This window comes from Mesobacillus stamsii, assembly GCF_030814065.1.
Lineage (GTDB): Bacteria > Bacillota > Bacilli > Bacillales > Cytobacillaceae > Mesobacillus > Mesobacillus stamsii.
This window is the reverse complement of sequence record NZ_JAUSUN010000035.1, coordinates 1-18167: the sequence shown is the minus strand read 5'-3', so window position 1 is coordinate 18167 and position 18167 is coordinate 1. Positions and strand designations below refer to the sequence as shown.

The window sequence follows — 18167 nt, the reverse complement described above, 5'->3', positions numbered from 1 at the left end:
ATGAATATTATTAGAACACTATCAGGATTAGCAGTAAGAATTCCCTTATTGATTTGGTCTTTTATCGTTATTTTCCCTCTTCTCTGGATGTTTATTGGTGCATTTAAAACAAATGCTGAAATTTTTGCTTCACCATGGGCATTACCTGAAAAATTCAATTTCCAAAATTTCCTTACCGCTTGGACAGATTATAATATCGGAACTGCTTTTGTGAATAGTATGTTTGTTACAGCCCTAGGATCATTGCTTTGCTTAGTCTTTTCAATTCCTACGGCTTATGCACTAGAAAGAATGCGTTTTAAAGGAAATGAAATCATATTAAACACATACCTCTCTTCCATGATGATTCCATCTGTACTAGGATGGATTCCATTATTCTTCTTATTATTAAAACTAAACCTGTTAGATAATTTATGGGCTCTATCACTAATTTATGCAGTTTCACATATTCCATTTACCATATTTATATTAATTAGTTTCATGGGAAATGTGCCAAAGGAATTAGAAGAAGCAGCTACGATCGATGGAATGGGCCCTTACGGTATTCTCTTTAAAATTGTCACCCCATTAGTAAAGTCAGGAATTATTACAGCGACTATCTTAAACGCAATTTCCTTTTGGAATGAATATTTTTTAGCTTTAATCCTGTTGCAACAAGAAAGCAAAAATACATTGGGGGTTGCCATGGACTTATTAAAGACTAATGCAAAATATGAAAGCGCTTGGGGAGTGCTATTTGCAGGTCTATGTATAGCAGTCATTCCGGTAATAATCTTTTACTCTGTATTCCAGCGCCATATTGTTAAGGGCATGACAGAAGGAGCTATTAAATAAAGCGTTGTGAAAGGGGGAAAGAAAATCATGGTACTAGCAAACTTTGAAAAGGTTACACAATTTATTGAAAAAATGGTGATGGAAGAACATGTACCTGGTGTGGTTATAGGTGTAACAACTGCAGAAAAAACATTGTATAAACAAGCTTTTGGGTATGCTCATTACACTGAAAAAATAAAGATGGCGGATGAGACTATTTTTGATTTAGCCTCTTTAACCAAGGTTATAGCTGTACTGCCTTCCATCCTACAATTATTAGATGAGGGAGAACTAGAGTTAGATGATCCCATTGCATACTATCTCCCACAGTTTAAAAAAAATCATCAAGATATTACTCTTAAACATTTATTAGCACATAGTAGTGGTTTCCAACCAGAAATTAAATTTTATCTTAATAACATTAGCGATCATGACACTATTGATACTATTGCACAAATACAGGAAAAGAAAAGGCCGGGAGAGGAAGTAATTTATAGCGATTTGAACTTTATTTTACTTGGAAAAATTATTGAAAAAATAGTAGGCATGTCACTAGCTGCGTATACAAAAAAGTTTATTTTTGACCCGTTAGGAATGAAAAATACATATTTTAATCCACCTTCAAATCAAAAACATCGGACTGCGGCAACGGAGTTAATTGAATCTTTAAATGACTATCGCTGGGGAGAAGTGCACGATGAAAATACGCTGCACTTTGGAGGAGTAAGTGGTCATGCCGGGTTATTTTCCACTCTAGAGGATCTCGCTATATTTTCAAGGATGATTTTAAATGGTGGAGTTATGAATCAGAAGAGAATCATTTCACCACAATCCATTGCTTTGAGTACTAACACTTATACAAAGCAGTTGAATCTCAACAGAGGTTTGGGGTGGGAGTTGTATGATTCACCATCATTTTCAGGTCAATTTTTGCAGGATGGATTTGGTCATACTGGTTTTACTGGAACATCAATTTGGTTTTCTAAGAAAAACAATTTTTCTACTATTCTTCTTACAAATCGTGTTCATTTTGGCCGTGAAAGAAATATTAGTAGAATGAGAAGAATTATTCACAACTTAGTAGCGATTGAAATGTCGGATGCATACTAAAAAAATGAGGGAATGGTTATGCAATTAAAGAATGCAACAACAAAAAGATGGATTGCAGTTGACGGTGGGGGCACGAAAACAATCTGTGTTATTGGTGACGAACAAGGGCACATTTTATCAAAGGCAATTGGTGTTGCTAGCAATATCCACACGATTTCACATCAAAAGGTATACAAAACCTTAACAGATATAATGGAAAGAGTAATAGTAGACTCTGGTTCAATTTTGGAACAAATTGAAAGCATTTATCTTTGTTTAGCTGGTGCTGACAGAGATAACGATAAATGGATCATTAAAAATCTTTTTAAAAATACGGTTTATGAACAGAAAATCAAAATTAAAAACGATGCACAGGCTGCTCTGGCATCAGGAACGTGGGGGGAGTCAGGACTTATATTAATTGCTGGTACTGGCTCAATTGTTTATGGAATTTCAACTACAACTGGAAAAAGTACTAGAGTTGGTGGATGGGGCTTTCTTCTCGGAGATGAAGGAAGTGGGTTTTACATAGGACAGAGAGCACTAAAAGCAGTTATGAAATCTTATGATGATAGAGGGCCAAAGACAGAATTAACGACCCTCATTTTAAACCACTTCCAATTACAGCACGTTCCGGAGCTTGTCAGGATATATTCTGGTGAAAATATAGTGCCCAATATAGCGAAACTATCTAAAATTGTTTTTAGTGCTGCTAAAAATGAAGACCCTGTTGCATTAGAGATCTTGGAGAATGCTGTTAATGAGCTTATTAAAATGGTGGAGGCTGCTAGCCAAAAACAGTTTGAAAGCAAGGAAGACGTTCTTGTTTTACATGGAGGCCTTTTTTCAGATTCACTTTTTAAAAATTTGTTCTTGGGAAAATTAAAATCTATTCATCAAAATTTCAAAATAGTTCAACCTGAAATACCCGCGGTAATTGGTGCCTATTTATTAGGAATAAGAGAATCTGGAATAATAATCGACGAGAAAATCAAAAAGAATATAAGACTTTCTTGGGATGAAACGAACTTTCTAGAATAGGTATTCAGGCTCTGAAGATGAACTTTAAACTCATTCTTGGCAAAGGAGAAAAATGTATGGAGCTATCAAATCTTACTACAGAGAAAAGAAATCAAGCTAGTACGAATCTGGATCAAATGGCTACTATGGAAATTTTACAAACAATAAACAAGGAAGATAAAACTGTTGCGGATGCGGTTGAAATGGTCCTTCCAACTGTAAATGTGGTTGTAGAGAAAATTGTGGAATCTTTAAATAAAGGTGGAAGGTTGTTTTATATTGGTGCTGGGACGAGCGGTAGAATTGGAATGATGGACGCTTCAGAATGCCCGCCTACATTTTTGACAGACCCAGAAACAGTGCAAACTGTTATGTCAGGAGGCAATAATGCATTTTTCCGGGCAGTTGAAAATGCAGAGGATAATGAACAGCAGGGGGAATTAGATTTAAAACTTAAGAACCTAACAAAAAATGACGTAGTAATCGGCATTACTGCAAGTGGTAGAACACCTTACCCAATCGGTGGGATTAAATACGCAAAAACAAATGGTGCGTATACAGTTGGACTTTCGAGTAATAAAAATTCACTAATTAATGATTATACAGACCAAGGCATTGAAGTGGTTGTGGGACCAGAAGTATTAACTGGTTCAACAAGGATGAAAGCAGCTACAGCCCATAAGATGATTTTAAACATGATTAGTACAACAGTAATGGTGAAATTGGGTAAAGTATACCAAAATTTGATGGTAGACGTGAATGCAAGTAATTATAAGCTAAGAGAAAGAGCTAAAATCATTGTCATGGAAATTACGAACGAATCTTATGAAAAAGCAGAAGAAATATTGAATCAGACGAATTTCGAAGTAAAACCAGCAATAGTAATGTGTCAAACCAATTCCACTTATCAAGAAGCTTTAGTAGCTCTTGAAGAATGTAAAGGTAATGTAAGGAAAACAATTAGTTATTTATTTAACAAGAAAATGGAGAGATAAAATAAAAACAGCAGTTTCGTAGGAAGGATCGAAATGTACCTCTTACTCATTTCGTGTTACGTGGAGACAGATGAGACACAGGGACGGATCGAAGCTGCTGAAAAAGTCCTTTTCTATTTAAAATGAAGTTTTTGAAAATCCCATATTACGATGTTATTTCTTTACATGTGGAGTTTTCCCCCTCATTTTTAAACCAAAAGTAGGGTGGTTTTTTCCAAAATGAAATTTCCCCTTCAAGGCTGCTTCAATACAAGACGAGACATGGGCACGGTTCCAAGATCGCTTTTTGTCAATGGTTTTGTCGGTGGTGGGGTTGTCTGGGTGTTGTTGATTTTCTTTGTCGGTTTATTTCATGCATATTCAAAAGCCATGGGGCTAATACAGGGGTTCTTCCTCTTTAATAAAATTCGCACCTAAAAGTCCACTTTTAAATTTACAAGCGGACTTTTAGGTGCATTTTTTAAAGAATCAGAAAATATAACATTCAGTTCGGGAACTGTCAGCTCCAGCGCCTATTCTCTCGAGTTGCGCCCCCCTAGAAACCTCCGAAACTTCCACTCCGCCGGCAGAAGCAAAAAGCGCTTCTGTGGTGGAGTCTCCAGTTTCTCCGTTTGGCTATACTTTTCGATTTCGGTCCGCTCTATGAAGTCAAAGGTCGACTTCTCGGCCCTCCGAGGCACAGGACACGCTAGACTGCCAGCCACGGACGTGGAGTCATAAGCGAGCAGCGCTTGTTCGGGGTGACCATTTTGCTTTTCTTCTATTATACAAGAAAGGCTGCGAACAGCCCTCCTGCAGTAATGAGAACAATGATGATTTTTGCGATAAGAGGAAGCTGTTCTTTCCCTTTGTTATTAACCTGAGTTTCTTTTTCATTGACCGTTTTGCGATATTCCGGACTGCAGCACCCGCTCATCGTTACGCCACCCCGCTATAGTTGGAGATATCTTCATCTAGCGGGATGTTATTAGCTCGTGCTTTTTTAGCAGCGTTAAAGAAAATAACCGTGATGGCAGCTGTTACGATTAATGCTCCGATATTGGAAACTGTCAAAGACTGGCTGAAGCCAATTTGGGCATTTAAAATATAAGAAGTCGTAGCTGCTGTCATGAACATGCCAGGAATCACGGCAATCCAGTAATTCTTCTTGGCAATGTACAGGTACATTGCACCTACCCAAAGCGCGATAACCGCTGTTGATTGGTTAGCCCAGGAGAAGTATCTCCAAAGGATTGTGAAATCTACTTTTGTCAAAGCGAAAGAGATAACGAATAACGGAACAGCAATCCAAAGACGGCTTGTAATTTTCTTCTGTGAAAAATTGAAGTAGTCAGCAATGATCATACGCGCGCTGCGGAAAGCAGTGTCACCAGATGTGATCGGAAGTATAATGACACCAAGAACAGCAAGCGTTCCGCCGATTGCACCAAGCATCGCTGTTGAAGCTTCACTTACGATTGCAGCGGGTCCGCCGTTAGCGAGGATGTCGTTCAAGCCATTGTAGCCGTCGAACAAGCTCATTGCAGCAGCTGCCCAGATCATTGCGATGATCCCTTCAGCAATCATCATGCCGTAGAAAATTTTACGGCCTTGGTTTTCATTTTGCGTTGTACGAGAAATGATCGGCGTTTGTGTAGCATGGAAACCGGACAGCGCCCCGCAGGAAATGGTTAAGAACAGGAGCGGGAAGATCGTTGCATTATCAGGGTGGAAGTTTGTCAATGATAATTCAGGAATCGGTGCTCCAGTGATGACAAGCATTGCGCCTACTCCGACTGCACTGATTAACAGCAATGCGCCGAAAATTGGGTAGAAGCGACCAATGATTTTATCAATAGGAAGCAGTGTCGCTAAAATATAGTAAATAAAAATTGCTGCGATGATGATTCCCATTGTTGCTTTTCCATCCAACAAGGTGTAAAGCAAATCAGCAGGAGCAGTAACGAAAACGGTTCCAACCAATAGTAAAAGAAGAATCGCGAAGGCATTAACGATATGCTTCATGATTTTCCCAAGGAATTTTCCTGCAAGTTCAGGAAGGTGTGCGCCCCGGTTACGGATGGATATCATACCTGTAAGGTAATCATGGACAGCACCAGCGAAAATCGCGCCAAGAACGATCCAAATGAAGGCAACTGGCCCGTAAAGAGCCCCCATGATTGGCCCGAAAATTGGACCAACACCAGCGATATTCAGGAGCTGGATCAAGGAGTTTTTTGCTGTGGACATTGGCACATAGTCAACGTCATCCTTGTGTGTATAAGCAGGAGTGTTACGACCTTCGTTCACGCCAAATACCTTTTCTACAAATTTGCCATACGTAAAATAACCAACAATTAAAAGTGCGATACCAGCTAGAAAGGTATACATAGGAAACCTCCTTAAAGAAAATTGTATGCGTTTTCACAAGTATAATAGAGAAGGAGAAATTATGGCTGATTTGTGAACAAGATGTAGGAAAATGCGCCTGACGTGCAAAAAATGTCGATTAAAATGCAAAAAGCATCCATTAAGATGCTTGATAGAAGTTTATAATTCCAGCTGGGTCCTAAGTGCTTTAATATAGTTCCGACTGACAGACAAAAGTTCATCCTGGCCTTCGAGTTCCAGTTGATACGCTCCATTGAACCAAGGAGTAAGGCGGATAACATAATCGAGGTTCACGATATAACTTTTATGAATGCGGAAAAAAGAGTATGCCGTCAGTCTGGTTTCAAGCTCCTTTAAAGGAATTTTTGTTTCGTAAACACGTGTATTAGTGACGATTTTTGAATGTTTTTCTTCTTTCGATATATACAGAATATCCTTAGGGTCAAGGTAAAAAATCTCTCCATCTCCTTCAACAGCAAGCTTGCCAGTTTGTTTTCCTGACTCTTGTTCCGCTGGCATCAAGAAATGCTTCTCCATTCTGAGGACCGTCTCCATCAGTTGGTTCTCATCATAGGGCTTGAGCAAGTAATCAACTGCCTCATATCTAAAAGCTTCTGCAGCAAATTGCGGATAGGCGGTTGCGAACACGATCAGGGGTGCTTTTTTCAATTCCATCAGCGCTTTTGCTGCTTCCATTCCATTCATTTTCGGCATTTCGACATCAAGGAAGACGACATCAGGATGGAGCTGAAGAGCCTTCATGACTGCAGCTTCACCTGATTCAGCTTCCCCGACAACCTGAATCGAAGGGAAAGACTGCAATAAATGCTTCAATTCATCCCTGCTGTATAATTCATCATCAACGATTAGAGTATGTATCATCTTTTCCATTTATCATTCCTCCGCTTGGGGAATCGCAAAAGAAATCCTCGTGCCTTCCCCTTGTTTACTTTCAATCCTCAGTGAGGCGTCTTCCCCGAAGTTCATCGTCAGTCTTCTATTCACATTAAATAGCGCGATTCCGCTGCCAGTTTCTGAATCTATTATTTGCTTGCCAAGCAGATTAATCCGTTCCTTGCTCATTCCCTGTCCATTATCACTTACTGTTACAATCGTACTTCTATTGCCTTTGTGAATGGCTATATGAATTTGGCAGTCATGATCCATATTCTTTATCCCGTGTTTAACGGCGTTTTCAACAATAGGCTGCAGCGTCAGCGGCGGGAGATTTACAGGTAAGGCGACATCCTCGATATCATAGGTAACCTTTAGTTTTTCAACAAACCGGGCTTCTTCAATGGATAAATAAGCTTTCACATGTGCTAATTCCTGCTCAAGTGTTGTCATCGATACCGTCGTCGCAGTCAAATTTTGCCGCAGAAAATGTGAAAGAGAGACAAGCAGCGTTCTTGCCTTTGCAGGATCAATTCTTATCAGTGAGGTGATGACATTCATTGTGTTGAAAAGGAAATGAGGGCTGATTTGTGCCTGAAGTGCTTTTACCTCCGCTTCCTTGGCGAGCTGATAGGCTTTTTCCGCTTCAGCGATTTCAAGCTGGTTGCTAAGGAGGTTGCTGAGCCCTGATATCAGCTCGATGACGACATTCGTTATTTCTTTTTCCGAATTAAAATAAAACTTCAGTGTGCCAATCGTTTCTTCGCGCAGTTTCAATGGAGCGACAACCGCAGCTCCCAGGGGGCAGTTTTGTTCCCTACAATGAATTGTTTCATCATTGGCAATGACCAGTTTTCCGCTTTTCAGTACATCTCGCGTAATCTGCGTCTGGATGGGACTTGTGGAGCAATGATGGTCATCACCAAGGCCGACATGTGCCAGGATTTCTGACTGGTTTGTGATTGCAACCGCACTAGTCTGAACTTCATTATGCAGAATCTCGCAGACTGACCGCGCTGATTCCGGATTGATGCCCTTGCGCAAGTAAGCAAGCGTCTGGTCGGCAATCCGCAGTGTTTTTTGCGCAAGCATCGCCCCAGTCTTTTCCTCTTCGGAAACAACATTCTTTATAACCATTAAAAATAAAGCAGACCCAAGTCCATTTGAGATAATCATTGGAACACCGATAATTTCGACGAGTGTCTGCGCTTGGTCATAAGGCTTGGAAATCAAAAGGATAATCATCATTTGTACTGTCTCGGCAATCGCCCCAACCAGAAAGGCTGTCCTCAAATTGAGATTGTTTTTTTTCTTTTGAAAACGCCCGGCGATGATTCCGGCAACGATTGCCGCGAGTCCGCAAGCAAGAGCGGTGAAGCCTCCAAGCGTCAAACGATGCAAACCAGCGATCAGACCAGCGCCAATTCCGACCTTGTAGCCGCCAAGCATACCGGCAATTACGATCCCGATAACACGGGAATTGGCGATTGCCTCATCCGATGCCAGGTCTGCAGCCCACGGATTGAACTGCAGATTATCCGTTGAAAAGCTCATGCCGGAATATGTGCCAATAATCCCGAAAAAACCAAAGAATACAATTGCAAAATACTGCTGTCGCCTGTTCAGGGAATCATGGTAAATCAGTCCTCGAAAAAAGCGGAATCTCGTTAAAATGAAAGCAATCGTCACAATGATGCCAAGCCGTTCCAGCATCGTAATGAGTAATTCGAACATAACCGTACTCCTCAGGAAGTATTTGCATTCATTTTAAATGAATGGATGAGAAAAACAAAGATAAATTGTCCGGAGTTTTCTATTAAAAATAAGCCTGCCGTGCATTTGGTAGGCTATGTTCTGGTTTAGGAAATTATAAAAGCATTTTTGCATGGATAACTATAGGAGAAACAGAGGGACGGTTTTCTTCCTGCGTCCCATTGGGGGTCGAAATATTTGCTGATGGGCGGGTTGTCTGAGTTTTGCTGGTGTATTTTGTCCCGGGCTTCAGGCAGCATGGGTATTTTAAATCTAAGATTTATCTGATCTGGTTTTTATTATTTTTATTGGCACTCTACTCTAAATTCTGCTGTCGCTTTTGTTTTTGAATTGAGACTTCTTTTAATCCAAGTTGGGTAGGATAGATTTCTCTTGCGTAGATGGATAGGGATTGGTTTACAATATATCACTCCTCAGTGGAGCTAAAAAGCATCACATTAATGTGATGCTTTTTACTGCAGATGCATCATTTGGAAATCAAGATTACAAAGTTTTGAAAACTAAAATAAACATAAAGACATTAAGAAAAGGTTTATTTATCGTTCCTCACTTTTGATCTTCTCCAAATTGAATAAAAGATATTCTAAAGGATGAATAATTATTAAAGTTTTCAAGATTATATTGACTTTAATTCTTTTCAGCAGTAAAATTTAATTAAATTGAAACCGGTTGCATAGAATATATTGTTATGAATACTATATATAGACGGGATAGTAATATCAATTTATGAAACCGTATTCAATCAATTATTTATGCTTTGTATTTATTAGGAGGTCCCATGGCTAGTATTAAAGATGTTGCGAAAGCAGCTGGAGTATCTGTATCTACTGTTTCAAGAACGATAAATGATAACCCCTTTATATCTTCTGCAACTAGAGAAAAAGTTCTCAAGGCGATTAAAGAATTAAACTACTCGCCCAATAGGATGGCACAGTCTTTGTCTAATAATAATTCTTATACGATTACTCTCATTGTTGATATTGAAAATGAAAAATCCTTTTATAATTCTTTTTTCTATGAGGTAATGCATGGGATAGAGAAAGTCGTTTATCAAAAAGAGTATTGTTTAATCGTCTCTAATCTAAACACCGTCCTAAAAAATGAAAATGTTCTTGATTGGTTGATTAAGGGCAAAAGAACTGAAGGTGTCATTTTGCCATCATCCATTATTGATTCAAAGACTATAAAAAAGTTAAAGGAAAATAACATTCCTTTTGTATCGATCGGAGAGCCCGAGAATCTAAGGGAAACTATTAACTGGGTTGACATTAATAATCGAAAAGCAGGAGAACAAGCAGCAAATTATTTTATAGATAATCATCGCAGAAAGATAGCTTTTATTGGCTATGATGATTCAAAAGTGTTTAATAGAAGAAGGTTTGAAGGATATAAATTAGCATTAGAAAACAATGAATTAAATTATGAAACTAACTTGGTTATAAAGGGGGGGAATTCAAAGAATGATGGCTTCAGAATGATGAAGGATTTATTGAATGAAAAGGATTTACCAGATTCAGTGATTTGTGCTGATAACTTAATGAGTATAGGAGCAATTAGAGCAATACAAGAATCAGGTCTATCCATACCTGAAGATATTAGTCTTATCAGTTTTGATAATTCTCAAATTGCAGAAATTATGTATCCTACAATTTCTACAATCAACGTTGATGTTTATGAACTGGGGCTACAATCAGCAAAATTACTTTTTGAACTAATCGAAAATCCAGGGAAAAGGGAGCAAGAATTATTAATTTCTACAAACATTGAAGAAAGAGAAACAACTGAGCAAGAACATCAATAAACAGAGGTGAAACATGGAGAATGTAAATGTAACTCATTATGATACCAAAGATTATATATACCCATTAAATCGAAATACCTTGCAGGTAAAAATAAAATGCGAAGAGGATACTGTGAGTTCAATTTACATTGTTTATTGGAATCGGTTTAAAGAGGACAAAAGAGAATCCAAACTTGAACATTTTAGTTTAAATGGTACCTGTCGTTTTTACAGTACAAATTTAATCTTTGATGAATCTGCGAAATATATACGTTATTACTTTATTATAAAAAATAATAATAGTATTTTATATTACTCTCCATATGGTATATCTACAAATCTACCTAAAAAGTACTTTGAATACCTAAGTACAAATGTGAATGATATTTTTACTGTTCCAAGTTGGGCAAAGGGGGCAATTGGGTATCAAATTTTTCCAGATAGGTTTTTTAATGGAAATGTTGAAAATGATCCTGCACTTGTTGAAAAATGGGGCGAATCGCCAAATAGAGAGAATTTTTTTGGTGGGGATTTAAGGGGAATTATCGAAAAATTTAGCCATATCAAAGATTTGGGCGTTGAGATTATTTATTTAACTCCAATATTTCATTCTCCATCAAACCACAAATATGATACGATAGATTATTTTAAAGTTGATCCATCATTTGGCGATATTGAGGATTTGAAGGAATTAGTTAGGGTGTGTACCAGATATGATATGAAATTAATTTTGGATGGAGTTTTTAATCATATCGGGTATTGTTCACCTCAGTTTCAAGACGTAATACATAATGGAAAACAATCACCTTACTGGGATTGGTTTTATATTGAAGATGACGTAGTTAATACCGATATACTGAATTACGAATGTGTAGGTTATTATAAATGGATGCCTAAATTGAACTATTCAAACCAAGAGGTACGAGAGCATTTTCTAAGAGTAGGAGAGTATTGGATAAAGGAAGTTGGAATTGATGGCTGGCGACTTGATGTAGCTGATGAGGTGGATTTTACTTTTTGGCAGGAATTTAGAAAAAAAATGAAGAGTATAGAGCGTGAAATTCTTTTGATTGGTGAAACATGGAAAAATGGCTCGGATCTTATCAAGGGAGATCAAATGGATACAATAATGAATTACAGATTTAGAGATGCAATCATTGAATATTTTGCTGACAGAATAATTCAGACAAAATCGTTTATGGATCGGATAGAAAATTTCCTTTTTGATTATCCAGTTATGACTCATAACGTTTTATATAATTTATTAGATAGTCATGATACAGCACGATATCTTACAACATGTAATGGGGATTTAGACAGGTTTAAATTATCGTTAATTTTCCAGATGACATTTCCAGGTATGCCTTTTGTCTATTATGGAGATGAAATTGGTATGAGAGGCGAAACAGACCCCGATTGTAGAAGAACAATGGCATGGGATTCAATAAATGGTGACGTTCTAGAATTCTATAAAAAAATAATAAATATTAGAAAAAACAGCGATGCATTAAAATATGGCTCATTTAAACATATCAATACAAATACGGAAGTTTATAGCTTCATTAGACAATACGAAAATGAATCAGTAGTAGTTTTTATCAACAATAGTGAAAATGACTATACACTGTTCTCTGAGTTATCAAAAGCTAAAGAGAATATACATGTTGAGAGAATAAATGAGGGTAATAACCTTGAATCTTCAAGGAGCTTTATAGTACATTTGCCAGCTAACAATTTTGAGATTATCAGCATTGTACGAAAGGAGGCGGAGTTAAAAATCAATCGTATTGGAAGAGAAATACTAAATTTAAATCTATTAAATTAGGAGGGGGAAAATGAGCAAATATAAGATAGTTGGATTCATCAGTATAATACTAATATTGGTAACATCAGTGCTTACAGGTTGTAGTAGTAATAGCAGTAAAGAGGTGTCATCAAATGAACTGGTGACCATTGAATTTTGGCATAACTATGATGCAGGATCTGGTCAGGTTGATATACTAGATAAGTTAATTAATGAATTTGAAACAGAAAACAAAGATATAAAAGTTAAGCATGTCTATTTGGAGTGGGAAGCACTTAAAAACAATGTTGTAACTGGTGCAGCAACTGGCTCGCTTCCTGATGTATTACGTGGAGATATCGCTTTTGTTCCCCAGTTTCAAAGTTTAAATGTACTGGAAGAAATGGGTGCATTGAGTGATTATATTGATGTTGCTTCAGAGGTTTTAGAAGCACCAAACAGCACAGCTAAAATGGGAGACAAATACTATGCAATAGCTGCAAACACAAACACAAAAATTCTATTTTACAATAAGTCGATCTTAAAAAAAACAACTGCTCAAGTTCCCAAAACACTTGATGAGGTATGGGATACTGCCCAAAAAGTAAGCGATTCCAAAACAATAGGAATGGTAGAGCCTTGGACAGGAATCTGGAATGTTGGACCATATATTTGGAGCGAGGGTGGAGATGTATTAGCTCCGGACTACAGTACTGCAGACGGGTATATTAATAGCCCGGTTGCTGTTAAAGTAATACAAAAACTTGCTGATTTATACAAAGAAAAAGCACTTGCTGGACCTTCCATGGACCCTGGGGCTGTAGGTGATTCTGATGGATGGGCATCAGGATTATACGCTTTACAATTGGATGGACCTTGGAGAGAAAAATCAAATATTGAAGCTGGTGTTGATTATGGTGCAATTCCTTTACCTGCAGGAAGTAAAGGATCAATCAGTGTACTTGGCGGTGAGGATTTTATGATGTTTAAGACCTCAGATGATGCCCATAAAAAAGCAGCATGGAAGTTCATTAAATTTATGACAGGAAAACACGCACAGGTTGAGATGGCAAAAGTAGGTCAAATGCCTGTGAATAAAGAAGCACTTACTGATTCTGAAGCGATAAAAGCAATTCCATTACTTCCGGTTTTTTCGGAAGCTTTGCAGACAGCTAAGGCAAGGCCAGTAACTCCGAAGTGGAGTGAAATGGAAAATATTATAGCAACAAAAGTGGCGGAAGCAATTACAGGTAAAAAAGAAGTTCAGAAAGCACTTGATGAAGCTGCAGCTGAAATCGATAAACTTATAAAAGAAAGCAATTAAAAAGAGGGATATAGAATCTGAAAGTGCAATTAAAATGATAAAACTAATCAAATTAATTGCACTTTCGAATTTGAGTGGTGAATACTGATGATAAGTATTGCAGGGAAAAAGACCATAAGAAAAATAAACTGGCGAGTGTATATACTGCTAATTCCAGGTTTATTATTTGTATCGATATTTACATTTTACCCCATAGCAAAGATGCTGATCATGAGTTTTTTTAACTGGAAAATAGGATATCAACAAGTTTCAGATTTTGTTGGTTTAGATAATTATAAAAATGTTTTAACTGATCCAATAGCAAGAAAAGCTATGGTTAACACACTTGTTTATGCTGTAGTTACAGTACCTTTGCAAATAGTTTTTGGGTTGCTGATTGCTGTCTTGATTAATGGTACTAAAAGATTTAGTGTTACATTTAGACTTGGCTATTATCTTCCTGTAATTACATCCTGGGTGGTTGTTGCATTATTATTCAAATATATTTTTAGTAATCAGGGCTTACTCAATTTTTTTCTTTCAGATATCTTACACATAGTTGACGGGCCTGTCGGGTGGCTGAGTACAAGATGGTCAGCTCTTTTTATAGCGATGCTATTAGGAATATGGAAGGGAATAGGGTGGAACATGATTATTTTTTTGGCAGCCTTACAAGCTGTACCTAAAGAATATTATGAAGCATCTTCTATCGACGGATTAAATCGAAGGCAACAATTTTTTTATATAACCCTTCCTAGTATTAGAGGCACTATATTATTTGCGTTAGTAATGTTGTGTATAGGTGCTTTCAATACATATACACCAATTGCCGTTTTAACAGGTGGTAATCCAGCTCACGAAACAGAAGTAGTACTCACTTGGATGTATTTTCAAACATTTAACGCTACTGGAAAAATGGGTTACTCAGCTGCTCTATCAATGATTATTGCAGCAACAATCATTTTAATTACGATAGCCATTTTTATCTCTTTAGCCAGAGAGGAGAATTAAAAATGAAAAGTTGGGAAAGAAAACAAAAGTATAAAATTAACTTTTCAGAAACAAGTCGATACTCTCTTTTATTCTTAGGGCTGTTTATCACAGTAATACCAATGTTATATATGATCATTTCTTCATTGAAAGATAATAAATCGACTTTTTCTTATCCTCCTAAATTATTTCCGGGTTTAGATGAAATAACGTTTCAAAATTTCACTTATATCCTTAATAATGAAAACTTTAATAACTACTTAATGAATACGCTATTTGTAGCATTTGTGACTGTGCTTATAGCTGCGGTAATTTCTTCGTTGTTAGCATATACTTTTGCAAGATTTATCTTTCCAGGAAAAAGAATTTTATACGGGATGATCATTTCTGTAATGTTAATACCAGGTCTTGCCATGATCATACCTCAATTTGAAATGGCCGTTAAATTTAACCTAGTCAATAACCTTTGGGGGGTAATATTATTCTATTCTGCTTGGGTAACCCCATTCACAACGTTTTTACTGCGAGGTTATATAGAGGATAATATTCCACGGGAACTTGATGAAGCAATCTATATGGATGGTGGAAGCATATTTACAGTCTATAGATATGTCATGGTGCCAATGGCATCTCCGGCAATAGCTGCAGTCAGCATTTTGAATTTTTTGTTCCCATTTGAAGAGCTAGGATGGTCACAAACCATTTTAAAATCAGATGAAATAAGAACTTTACCAGTAGCAATAACTATGTTTTTTCAAGCACATAATCGAACAGATTGGGGGTATGTTTTTGCCATGGCCTCTTTGTCAATGGTGCCAGTTATAATATTCTACTTGGTATTACAAAAATATTTTATCTCTGGTTTGTCTTCTGGTTCTATTAAGGGTTAAAATTGAATTCGGTGCCTAATCATACGGCAGATTATTTAGATGGGACATCTACTGTCTACTCTCCCAGCTCTTATTCGCCAGCTGCACCGTTTAATAATCCTAATCGGTATCATCATAATGGAGATATTCTGGATTATTATGATTATAATCAATTATTGAATAATGATATGGGTGGACTTGATGATATAGATCAATCCAATCCGGATGCGAAAGCTGCAATTCTAGATGTATATGTTAAATGGGTTAATGATATTGGTTTTGATGGTGTTAGAATAGATGCAGCAAGTTCATTACCCAAAAATTTCATTAGTGAATTTGAAAATACAGTAGGCGGTGCCAACCTTTGGAGAAGTATTTAACGGTAATGTTGATTTTGTGAGTGATTTTCAAAACTATGAGTGGGGAGTTCTTGATTTTCCACTATTCTTTGCTGCAAGAGATGTTTTCTCGCATGACACAAGTTTTGTCAATATTAAAAATATTTTAGATCAAGATTTTAAATATCAGAATGCTAATAATTTGGTAACTTTTATTGATAATCATGACAGAGATAGATTTTTAACATTAGCTGATGATAATTATAAAAAATTAAGACTAGCGATGACTTTTTTATTTACAGTTAGGGGAATACCTGATGTATATTATGGGACTGAACAATCACTATTCGGTGGTGGTATCCCTACTGAATATACAGGTATAGCAAATAAAGAAAATAGAGAAGTTATGTCTGTTTTTGATGAATCTAATATAAATTAAAAACATATTCAAAGGCTAAGTGAAATTAGAAAAGATTATCCTGCATTAAGGTCAGGTACACAAAGAGAGATGTGGTCAGATGATTATATCTATTCTTATTCAAGAAGAATCGATTCGACCGGGGGAGAGGTTATAGCGGTATTGAATAATGGATTTGATATCTCTTCACGGAAAATCTTCCTAATAGCCGAAAGTAGTATTCAGGTAGGAACTGTATTAACAAATTTACTTGATACAAGTCAAACTGTGACGGTTATTTCAGGAGGACTTACTGGAAAGCAAATTGATGTTAATGTGGAAGGAAAACAAGTATGATTTTAGTACCAGGACAGGTTAATAATTATACTCCACTTGCCCCAACTATTACAAAAGTCAGGGTACACTATGATGTAGGTTATGGAAATAACATGTACATTAGAGGAAACAGCTATCCTTTTTGGTGGGACAAAGGAAGAAAAATGAGAAATATTTCATCGGATGTTTGGGAATATGAAATGGAAAGAATTCCAAGCGGTGTAACTGTAGAGTTTAAACCCCTAATAAATGATACTACTTGGTCAACAGGTAATAATTTTACTGTTACTGGGGGTCAAACATTAGATATCTATCCGAATTTTTAGAAATACCTAGAGAGTGTAATGCTTTGCAAAACAATAAGGTCATAATAAAAAGGTATAAGACCATGCTAATGAGTCTTCGCGTTAAAAGGTAATCGATAATGGAAACGCTAATATTTTTCTAACGCAATCCAATGAAAAACGGTAAATCACAGTTAAAGATGTAACAGTAATCAATATCCTAAACCTTGATTTACCGCTTTTTTCACCGCTGATTAACGATATTACACACTCAAATCCTACGGGCGGTTGATGTAGGAGTTTTTGTTTTGCTTCCCTATTTTGCCAAGTACTTCATCAGATAAAGGTATAGCGACATCAGGAGCATTTACGTCACCGATACCGATTAATTTTGACTAAATCTTCCTGAACTATATTTTATCAAAGGTGACTCAATCCGCGGTATATAAGCCTTTTTTCATTCCCTAACACTGATCAACGCAAAAAACTGAGGGCTTGCCCAGTCAGCACAACGAACATCAGATGATCTTGGCATACGATTTTTCCCTAGCATTCGGAGGACGGCTAAACCAGGATAACCGCTTGGTTGCCATGGCCTCGTTCATCCCATGGGCGGAAGTGGAAGAAGCTTATATCCGGTCACTAGGAGATACCAATCAAGGGAATGATGCCTTCCCGGTCCGCCTTGTACTTGGTTCGCTGATCATCAAAGAACGACTTGGGCTGAGCGACGTAGAGACAATCCATTACGGAAAATCCCTATCTGCAATTCTTTCATCGGACTGCATGCCTTCCATGACAAAGCCCCTTTCCATTCCTCCTTGCTGACGTATTTCCAGAAGCGATGATCCATGACCTCAATGAATCCAACATCTCTGGCCGGATGAAACCAAAGGATTAAAGAGAATAGGACGATAAAGAGATGTCTCATGAAGAAGGGCTGTCTTCATTCAGCAGCCCTTAATTAAAATTGATACTGTACTGGTGACAACTGTATGTTGATAATTTATAATTAAGCTTAGAACCTTAAAAACCTGGATTCCCGTAATTTATAACGATGGAGGTTGTACTTCCAGGGATTGATAGATTTCGACCTGTTTCTTTGTGACCTCTCCAAGGATACGACCATGCTC

The 18167-nt window shown here is 37.2% G+C and carries 19 protein-coding genes; 15 read left to right on the top strand and 4 right to left on the bottom strand.

Annotated elements, in window-relative coordinates; translation table 11 throughout:
* From J2S25_RS18070 to J2S25_RS18050, 5 genes are all read left to right on the top strand, one after another.
* Positions 1 to 834: a carbohydrate ABC transporter permease gene (locus tag J2S25_RS18070; protein WP_044390333.1), complete on the top strand. Its 834-nt coding sequence runs from the start codon at positions 1 to 3 to the stop codon at positions 832 to 834.
* A gap of 27 nt (positions 835 to 861) precedes the next feature.
* Positions 862 to 1923, top strand: coding sequence for a serine hydrolase domain-containing protein (locus tag J2S25_RS18065; protein WP_044390331.1), 1062 nt, complete (start codon positions 862 to 864; stop codon positions 1921 to 1923).
* Between the two features lie 18 nt (positions 1924 to 1941).
* Positions 1942 to 2943 carry a BadF/BadG/BcrA/BcrD ATPase family protein gene (locus J2S25_RS18060; RefSeq protein ID WP_044390329.1) on the top strand — a complete coding sequence of 334 codons (1002 nt, stop codon included), beginning with the start codon at positions 1942 to 1944 and terminating at the stop codon, positions 2941 to 2943.
* 56 nt (positions 2944 to 2999) lie between these two features.
* Complete coding sequence (gene murQ / locus J2S25_RS18055) at positions 3000 to 3917, top strand: N-acetylmuramic acid 6-phosphate etherase (RefSeq protein WP_044390328.1); 918 nt, start codon at positions 3000 to 3002, stop codon at positions 3915 to 3917.
* 219 nt (positions 3918 to 4136) lie between these two features.
* On the top strand, positions 4137 to 4334 hold the full coding sequence (locus tag J2S25_RS18050; RefSeq protein ID WP_044390326.1) for a hypothetical protein: 198 nt from the start codon (positions 4137 to 4139) through the stop codon (positions 4332 to 4334).
* Positions 4335 to 4680: 346 nt separating this feature from the next.
* Here J2S25_RS18050 and J2S25_RS18045 read toward each other — a convergent pair whose 3' ends face one another.
* The 4 genes from J2S25_RS18045 to J2S25_RS18030 all read right to left on the bottom strand — a co-directional run bounded on the left by J2S25_RS18045 (position 4681) and on the right by J2S25_RS18030 (position 8915).
* A complete protein-coding gene (locus J2S25_RS18045) occupies positions 4681 to 4833 on the bottom strand; it encodes a hypothetical protein (protein WP_198528137.1) in 153 nt (50 codons plus the stop codon).
* Between the two features lie 2 nt (positions 4834 to 4835).
* Complete coding sequence (locus J2S25_RS18040; protein ID WP_044390324.1) at positions 4836 to 6287, bottom strand: carbon starvation CstA family protein; 1452 nt, start codon at positions 6285 to 6287, stop codon at positions 4836 to 4838.
* Between the two features lie 159 nt (positions 6288 to 6446).
* Positions 6447 to 7178, bottom strand: a complete 732-nt coding sequence (locus J2S25_RS18035; RefSeq protein WP_044390322.1) for a LytR/AlgR family response regulator transcription factor — start codon at positions 7176 to 7178, stop codon at positions 6447 to 6449.
* Positions 7179 to 7181: 3 nt separating this feature from the next.
* On the bottom strand, positions 7182 to 8915 hold the full coding sequence (locus J2S25_RS18030) for a sensor histidine kinase (protein ID WP_307192540.1): 1734 nt from the start codon (positions 8913 to 8915) through the stop codon (positions 7182 to 7184).
* Positions 8916 to 9732: 817 nt separating this feature from the next.
* On the opposite strand from J2S25_RS18030, the gene J2S25_RS18025 reads away from it, so the two are divergent.
* The 10 genes from J2S25_RS18025 (at position 9733) to J2S25_RS17980 (ending at position 17862) form a co-directional block, all read left to right on the top strand.
* Positions 9733 to 10755, top strand: coding sequence for a LacI family DNA-binding transcriptional regulator (locus tag J2S25_RS18025; protein ID WP_307192539.1), 1023 nt, complete (start codon positions 9733 to 9735; stop codon positions 10753 to 10755).
* A 13-nt stretch (positions 10756 to 10768) separates the two neighbouring features.
* A complete protein-coding gene (locus J2S25_RS18020) occupies positions 10769 to 12559 on the top strand; it encodes a glycoside hydrolase family 13 protein (RefSeq protein ID WP_307192538.1) in 1791 nt (596 codons plus the stop codon).
* Positions 12560 to 12569: 10 nt separating this feature from the next.
* Positions 12570 to 13841 carry an extracellular solute-binding protein gene (locus tag J2S25_RS18015; protein ID WP_044390319.1) on the top strand — a complete coding sequence of 424 codons (1272 nt, stop codon included), beginning with the start codon at positions 12570 to 12572 and terminating at the stop codon, positions 13839 to 13841.
* 87 nt (positions 13842 to 13928) lie between these two features.
* Positions 13929 to 14831 (top strand): carbohydrate ABC transporter permease, encoded by a 903-nt coding sequence (locus J2S25_RS18010; protein ID WP_044390318.1) that lies wholly within the window; start codon positions 13929 to 13931, stop codon positions 14829 to 14831.
* Positions 14832 to 14833: 2 nt separating this feature from the next.
* Positions 14834 to 15700 carry a carbohydrate ABC transporter permease gene (locus J2S25_RS18005; protein WP_044390316.1) on the top strand — a complete coding sequence of 289 codons (867 nt, stop codon included), beginning with the start codon at positions 14834 to 14836 and terminating at the stop codon, positions 15698 to 15700.
* An 11-nt stretch (positions 15701 to 15711) separates the two neighbouring features.
* On the top strand, positions 15712 to 16059 hold the full coding sequence (locus J2S25_RS18000) for an alpha-amylase family protein (protein ID WP_157841601.1): 348 nt from the start codon (positions 15712 to 15714) through the stop codon (positions 16057 to 16059).
* Entirely contained in the window at positions 16034 to 16456 is a 423-nt protein-coding gene (locus tag J2S25_RS17995; protein ID WP_084221666.1) for an alpha-amylase family glycosyl hydrolase, read from the top strand. The genes J2S25_RS18000 and J2S25_RS17995 overlap by 26 nt, the downstream gene beginning before the upstream one ends.
* A gap of 141 nt (positions 16457 to 16597) precedes the next feature.
* Positions 16598 to 16771 carry a hypothetical protein gene (locus tag J2S25_RS17990; RefSeq protein ID WP_307192537.1) on the top strand — a complete coding sequence of 58 codons (174 nt, stop codon included), beginning with the start codon at positions 16598 to 16600 and terminating at the stop codon, positions 16769 to 16771.
* On the top strand, positions 16768 to 17076 hold the full coding sequence (locus J2S25_RS17985; RefSeq protein ID WP_052806891.1) for a hypothetical protein: 309 nt from the start codon (positions 16768 to 16770) through the stop codon (positions 17074 to 17076). The genes J2S25_RS17990 and J2S25_RS17985 overlap by 4 nt, the downstream gene beginning before the upstream one ends.
* 453 nt (positions 17077 to 17529) lie before the next feature.
* Positions 17530 to 17862, top strand: coding sequence for a transposase (locus J2S25_RS17980; protein ID WP_128721454.1), 333 nt, complete (start codon positions 17530 to 17532; stop codon positions 17860 to 17862).
* The last annotated feature ends 305 nt before the right edge of the window (positions 17863 to 18167 follow it).

What these genes read in the sequence shown, in the direction of transcription:
- J2S25_RS18025 (WP_307192539.1), top strand. Translation starts at nt 9,733, where the DNA reads ATGGCTAGTATTAAAGATGTTGCGAAAGCAGCTGGAGTATCTGTATCT.
- J2S25_RS18050 (WP_044390326.1), top strand. Translation starts at nt 4,137, where the DNA reads ATGAAATTTCCCCTTCAAGGCTGCTTCAATACAAGACGAGACATGGGC.
- J2S25_RS18040 (WP_044390324.1), bottom strand. Translation starts at nt 6,287, where the DNA reads ATGTATACCTTTCTAGCTGGTATCGCACTTTTAATTGTTGGTTATTTT.
- J2S25_RS18010 (WP_044390318.1), top strand. Translation starts at nt 13,929, where the DNA reads ATGATAAGTATTGCAGGGAAAAAGACCATAAGAAAAATAAACTGGCGA.
- J2S25_RS18035 (WP_044390322.1), bottom strand. Translation starts at nt 7,178, where the DNA reads ATGGAAAAGATGATACATACTCTAATCGTTGATGATGAATTATACAGC.
- J2S25_RS18030 (WP_307192540.1), bottom strand. Translation starts at nt 8,915, where the DNA reads ATGTTCGAATTACTCATTACGATGCTGGAACGGCTTGGCATCATTGTG.
- J2S25_RS18065 (WP_044390331.1), top strand. Translation starts at nt 862, where the DNA reads ATGGTACTAGCAAACTTTGAAAAGGTTACACAATTTATTGAAAAAATG.
- J2S25_RS18070 (WP_044390333.1), top strand. Translation starts at nt 1, where the DNA reads ATGAATATTATTAGAACACTATCAGGATTAGCAGTAAGAATTCCCTTA.
- J2S25_RS17985 (WP_052806891.1), top strand. Translation starts at nt 16,768, where the DNA reads ATGATTTTAGTACCAGGACAGGTTAATAATTATACTCCACTTGCCCCA.
- murQ (WP_044390328.1), top strand. Translation starts at nt 3,000, where the DNA reads ATGGAGCTATCAAATCTTACTACAGAGAAAAGAAATCAAGCTAGTACG.
- J2S25_RS18015 (WP_044390319.1), top strand. Translation starts at nt 12,570, where the DNA reads ATGAGCAAATATAAGATAGTTGGATTCATCAGTATAATACTAATATTG.
- J2S25_RS18005 (WP_044390316.1), top strand. Translation starts at nt 14,834, where the DNA reads ATGAAAAGTTGGGAAAGAAAACAAAAGTATAAAATTAACTTTTCAGAA.
- J2S25_RS18020 (WP_307192538.1), top strand. Translation starts at nt 10,769, where the DNA reads ATGGAGAATGTAAATGTAACTCATTATGATACCAAAGATTATATATAC.
- J2S25_RS18045 (WP_198528137.1), bottom strand. Translation starts at nt 4,833, where the DNA reads ATGAGCGGGTGCTGCAGTCCGGAATATCGCAAAACGGTCAATGAAAAA.
- J2S25_RS18060 (WP_044390329.1), top strand. Translation starts at nt 1,942, where the DNA reads ATGCAATTAAAGAATGCAACAACAAAAAGATGGATTGCAGTTGACGGT.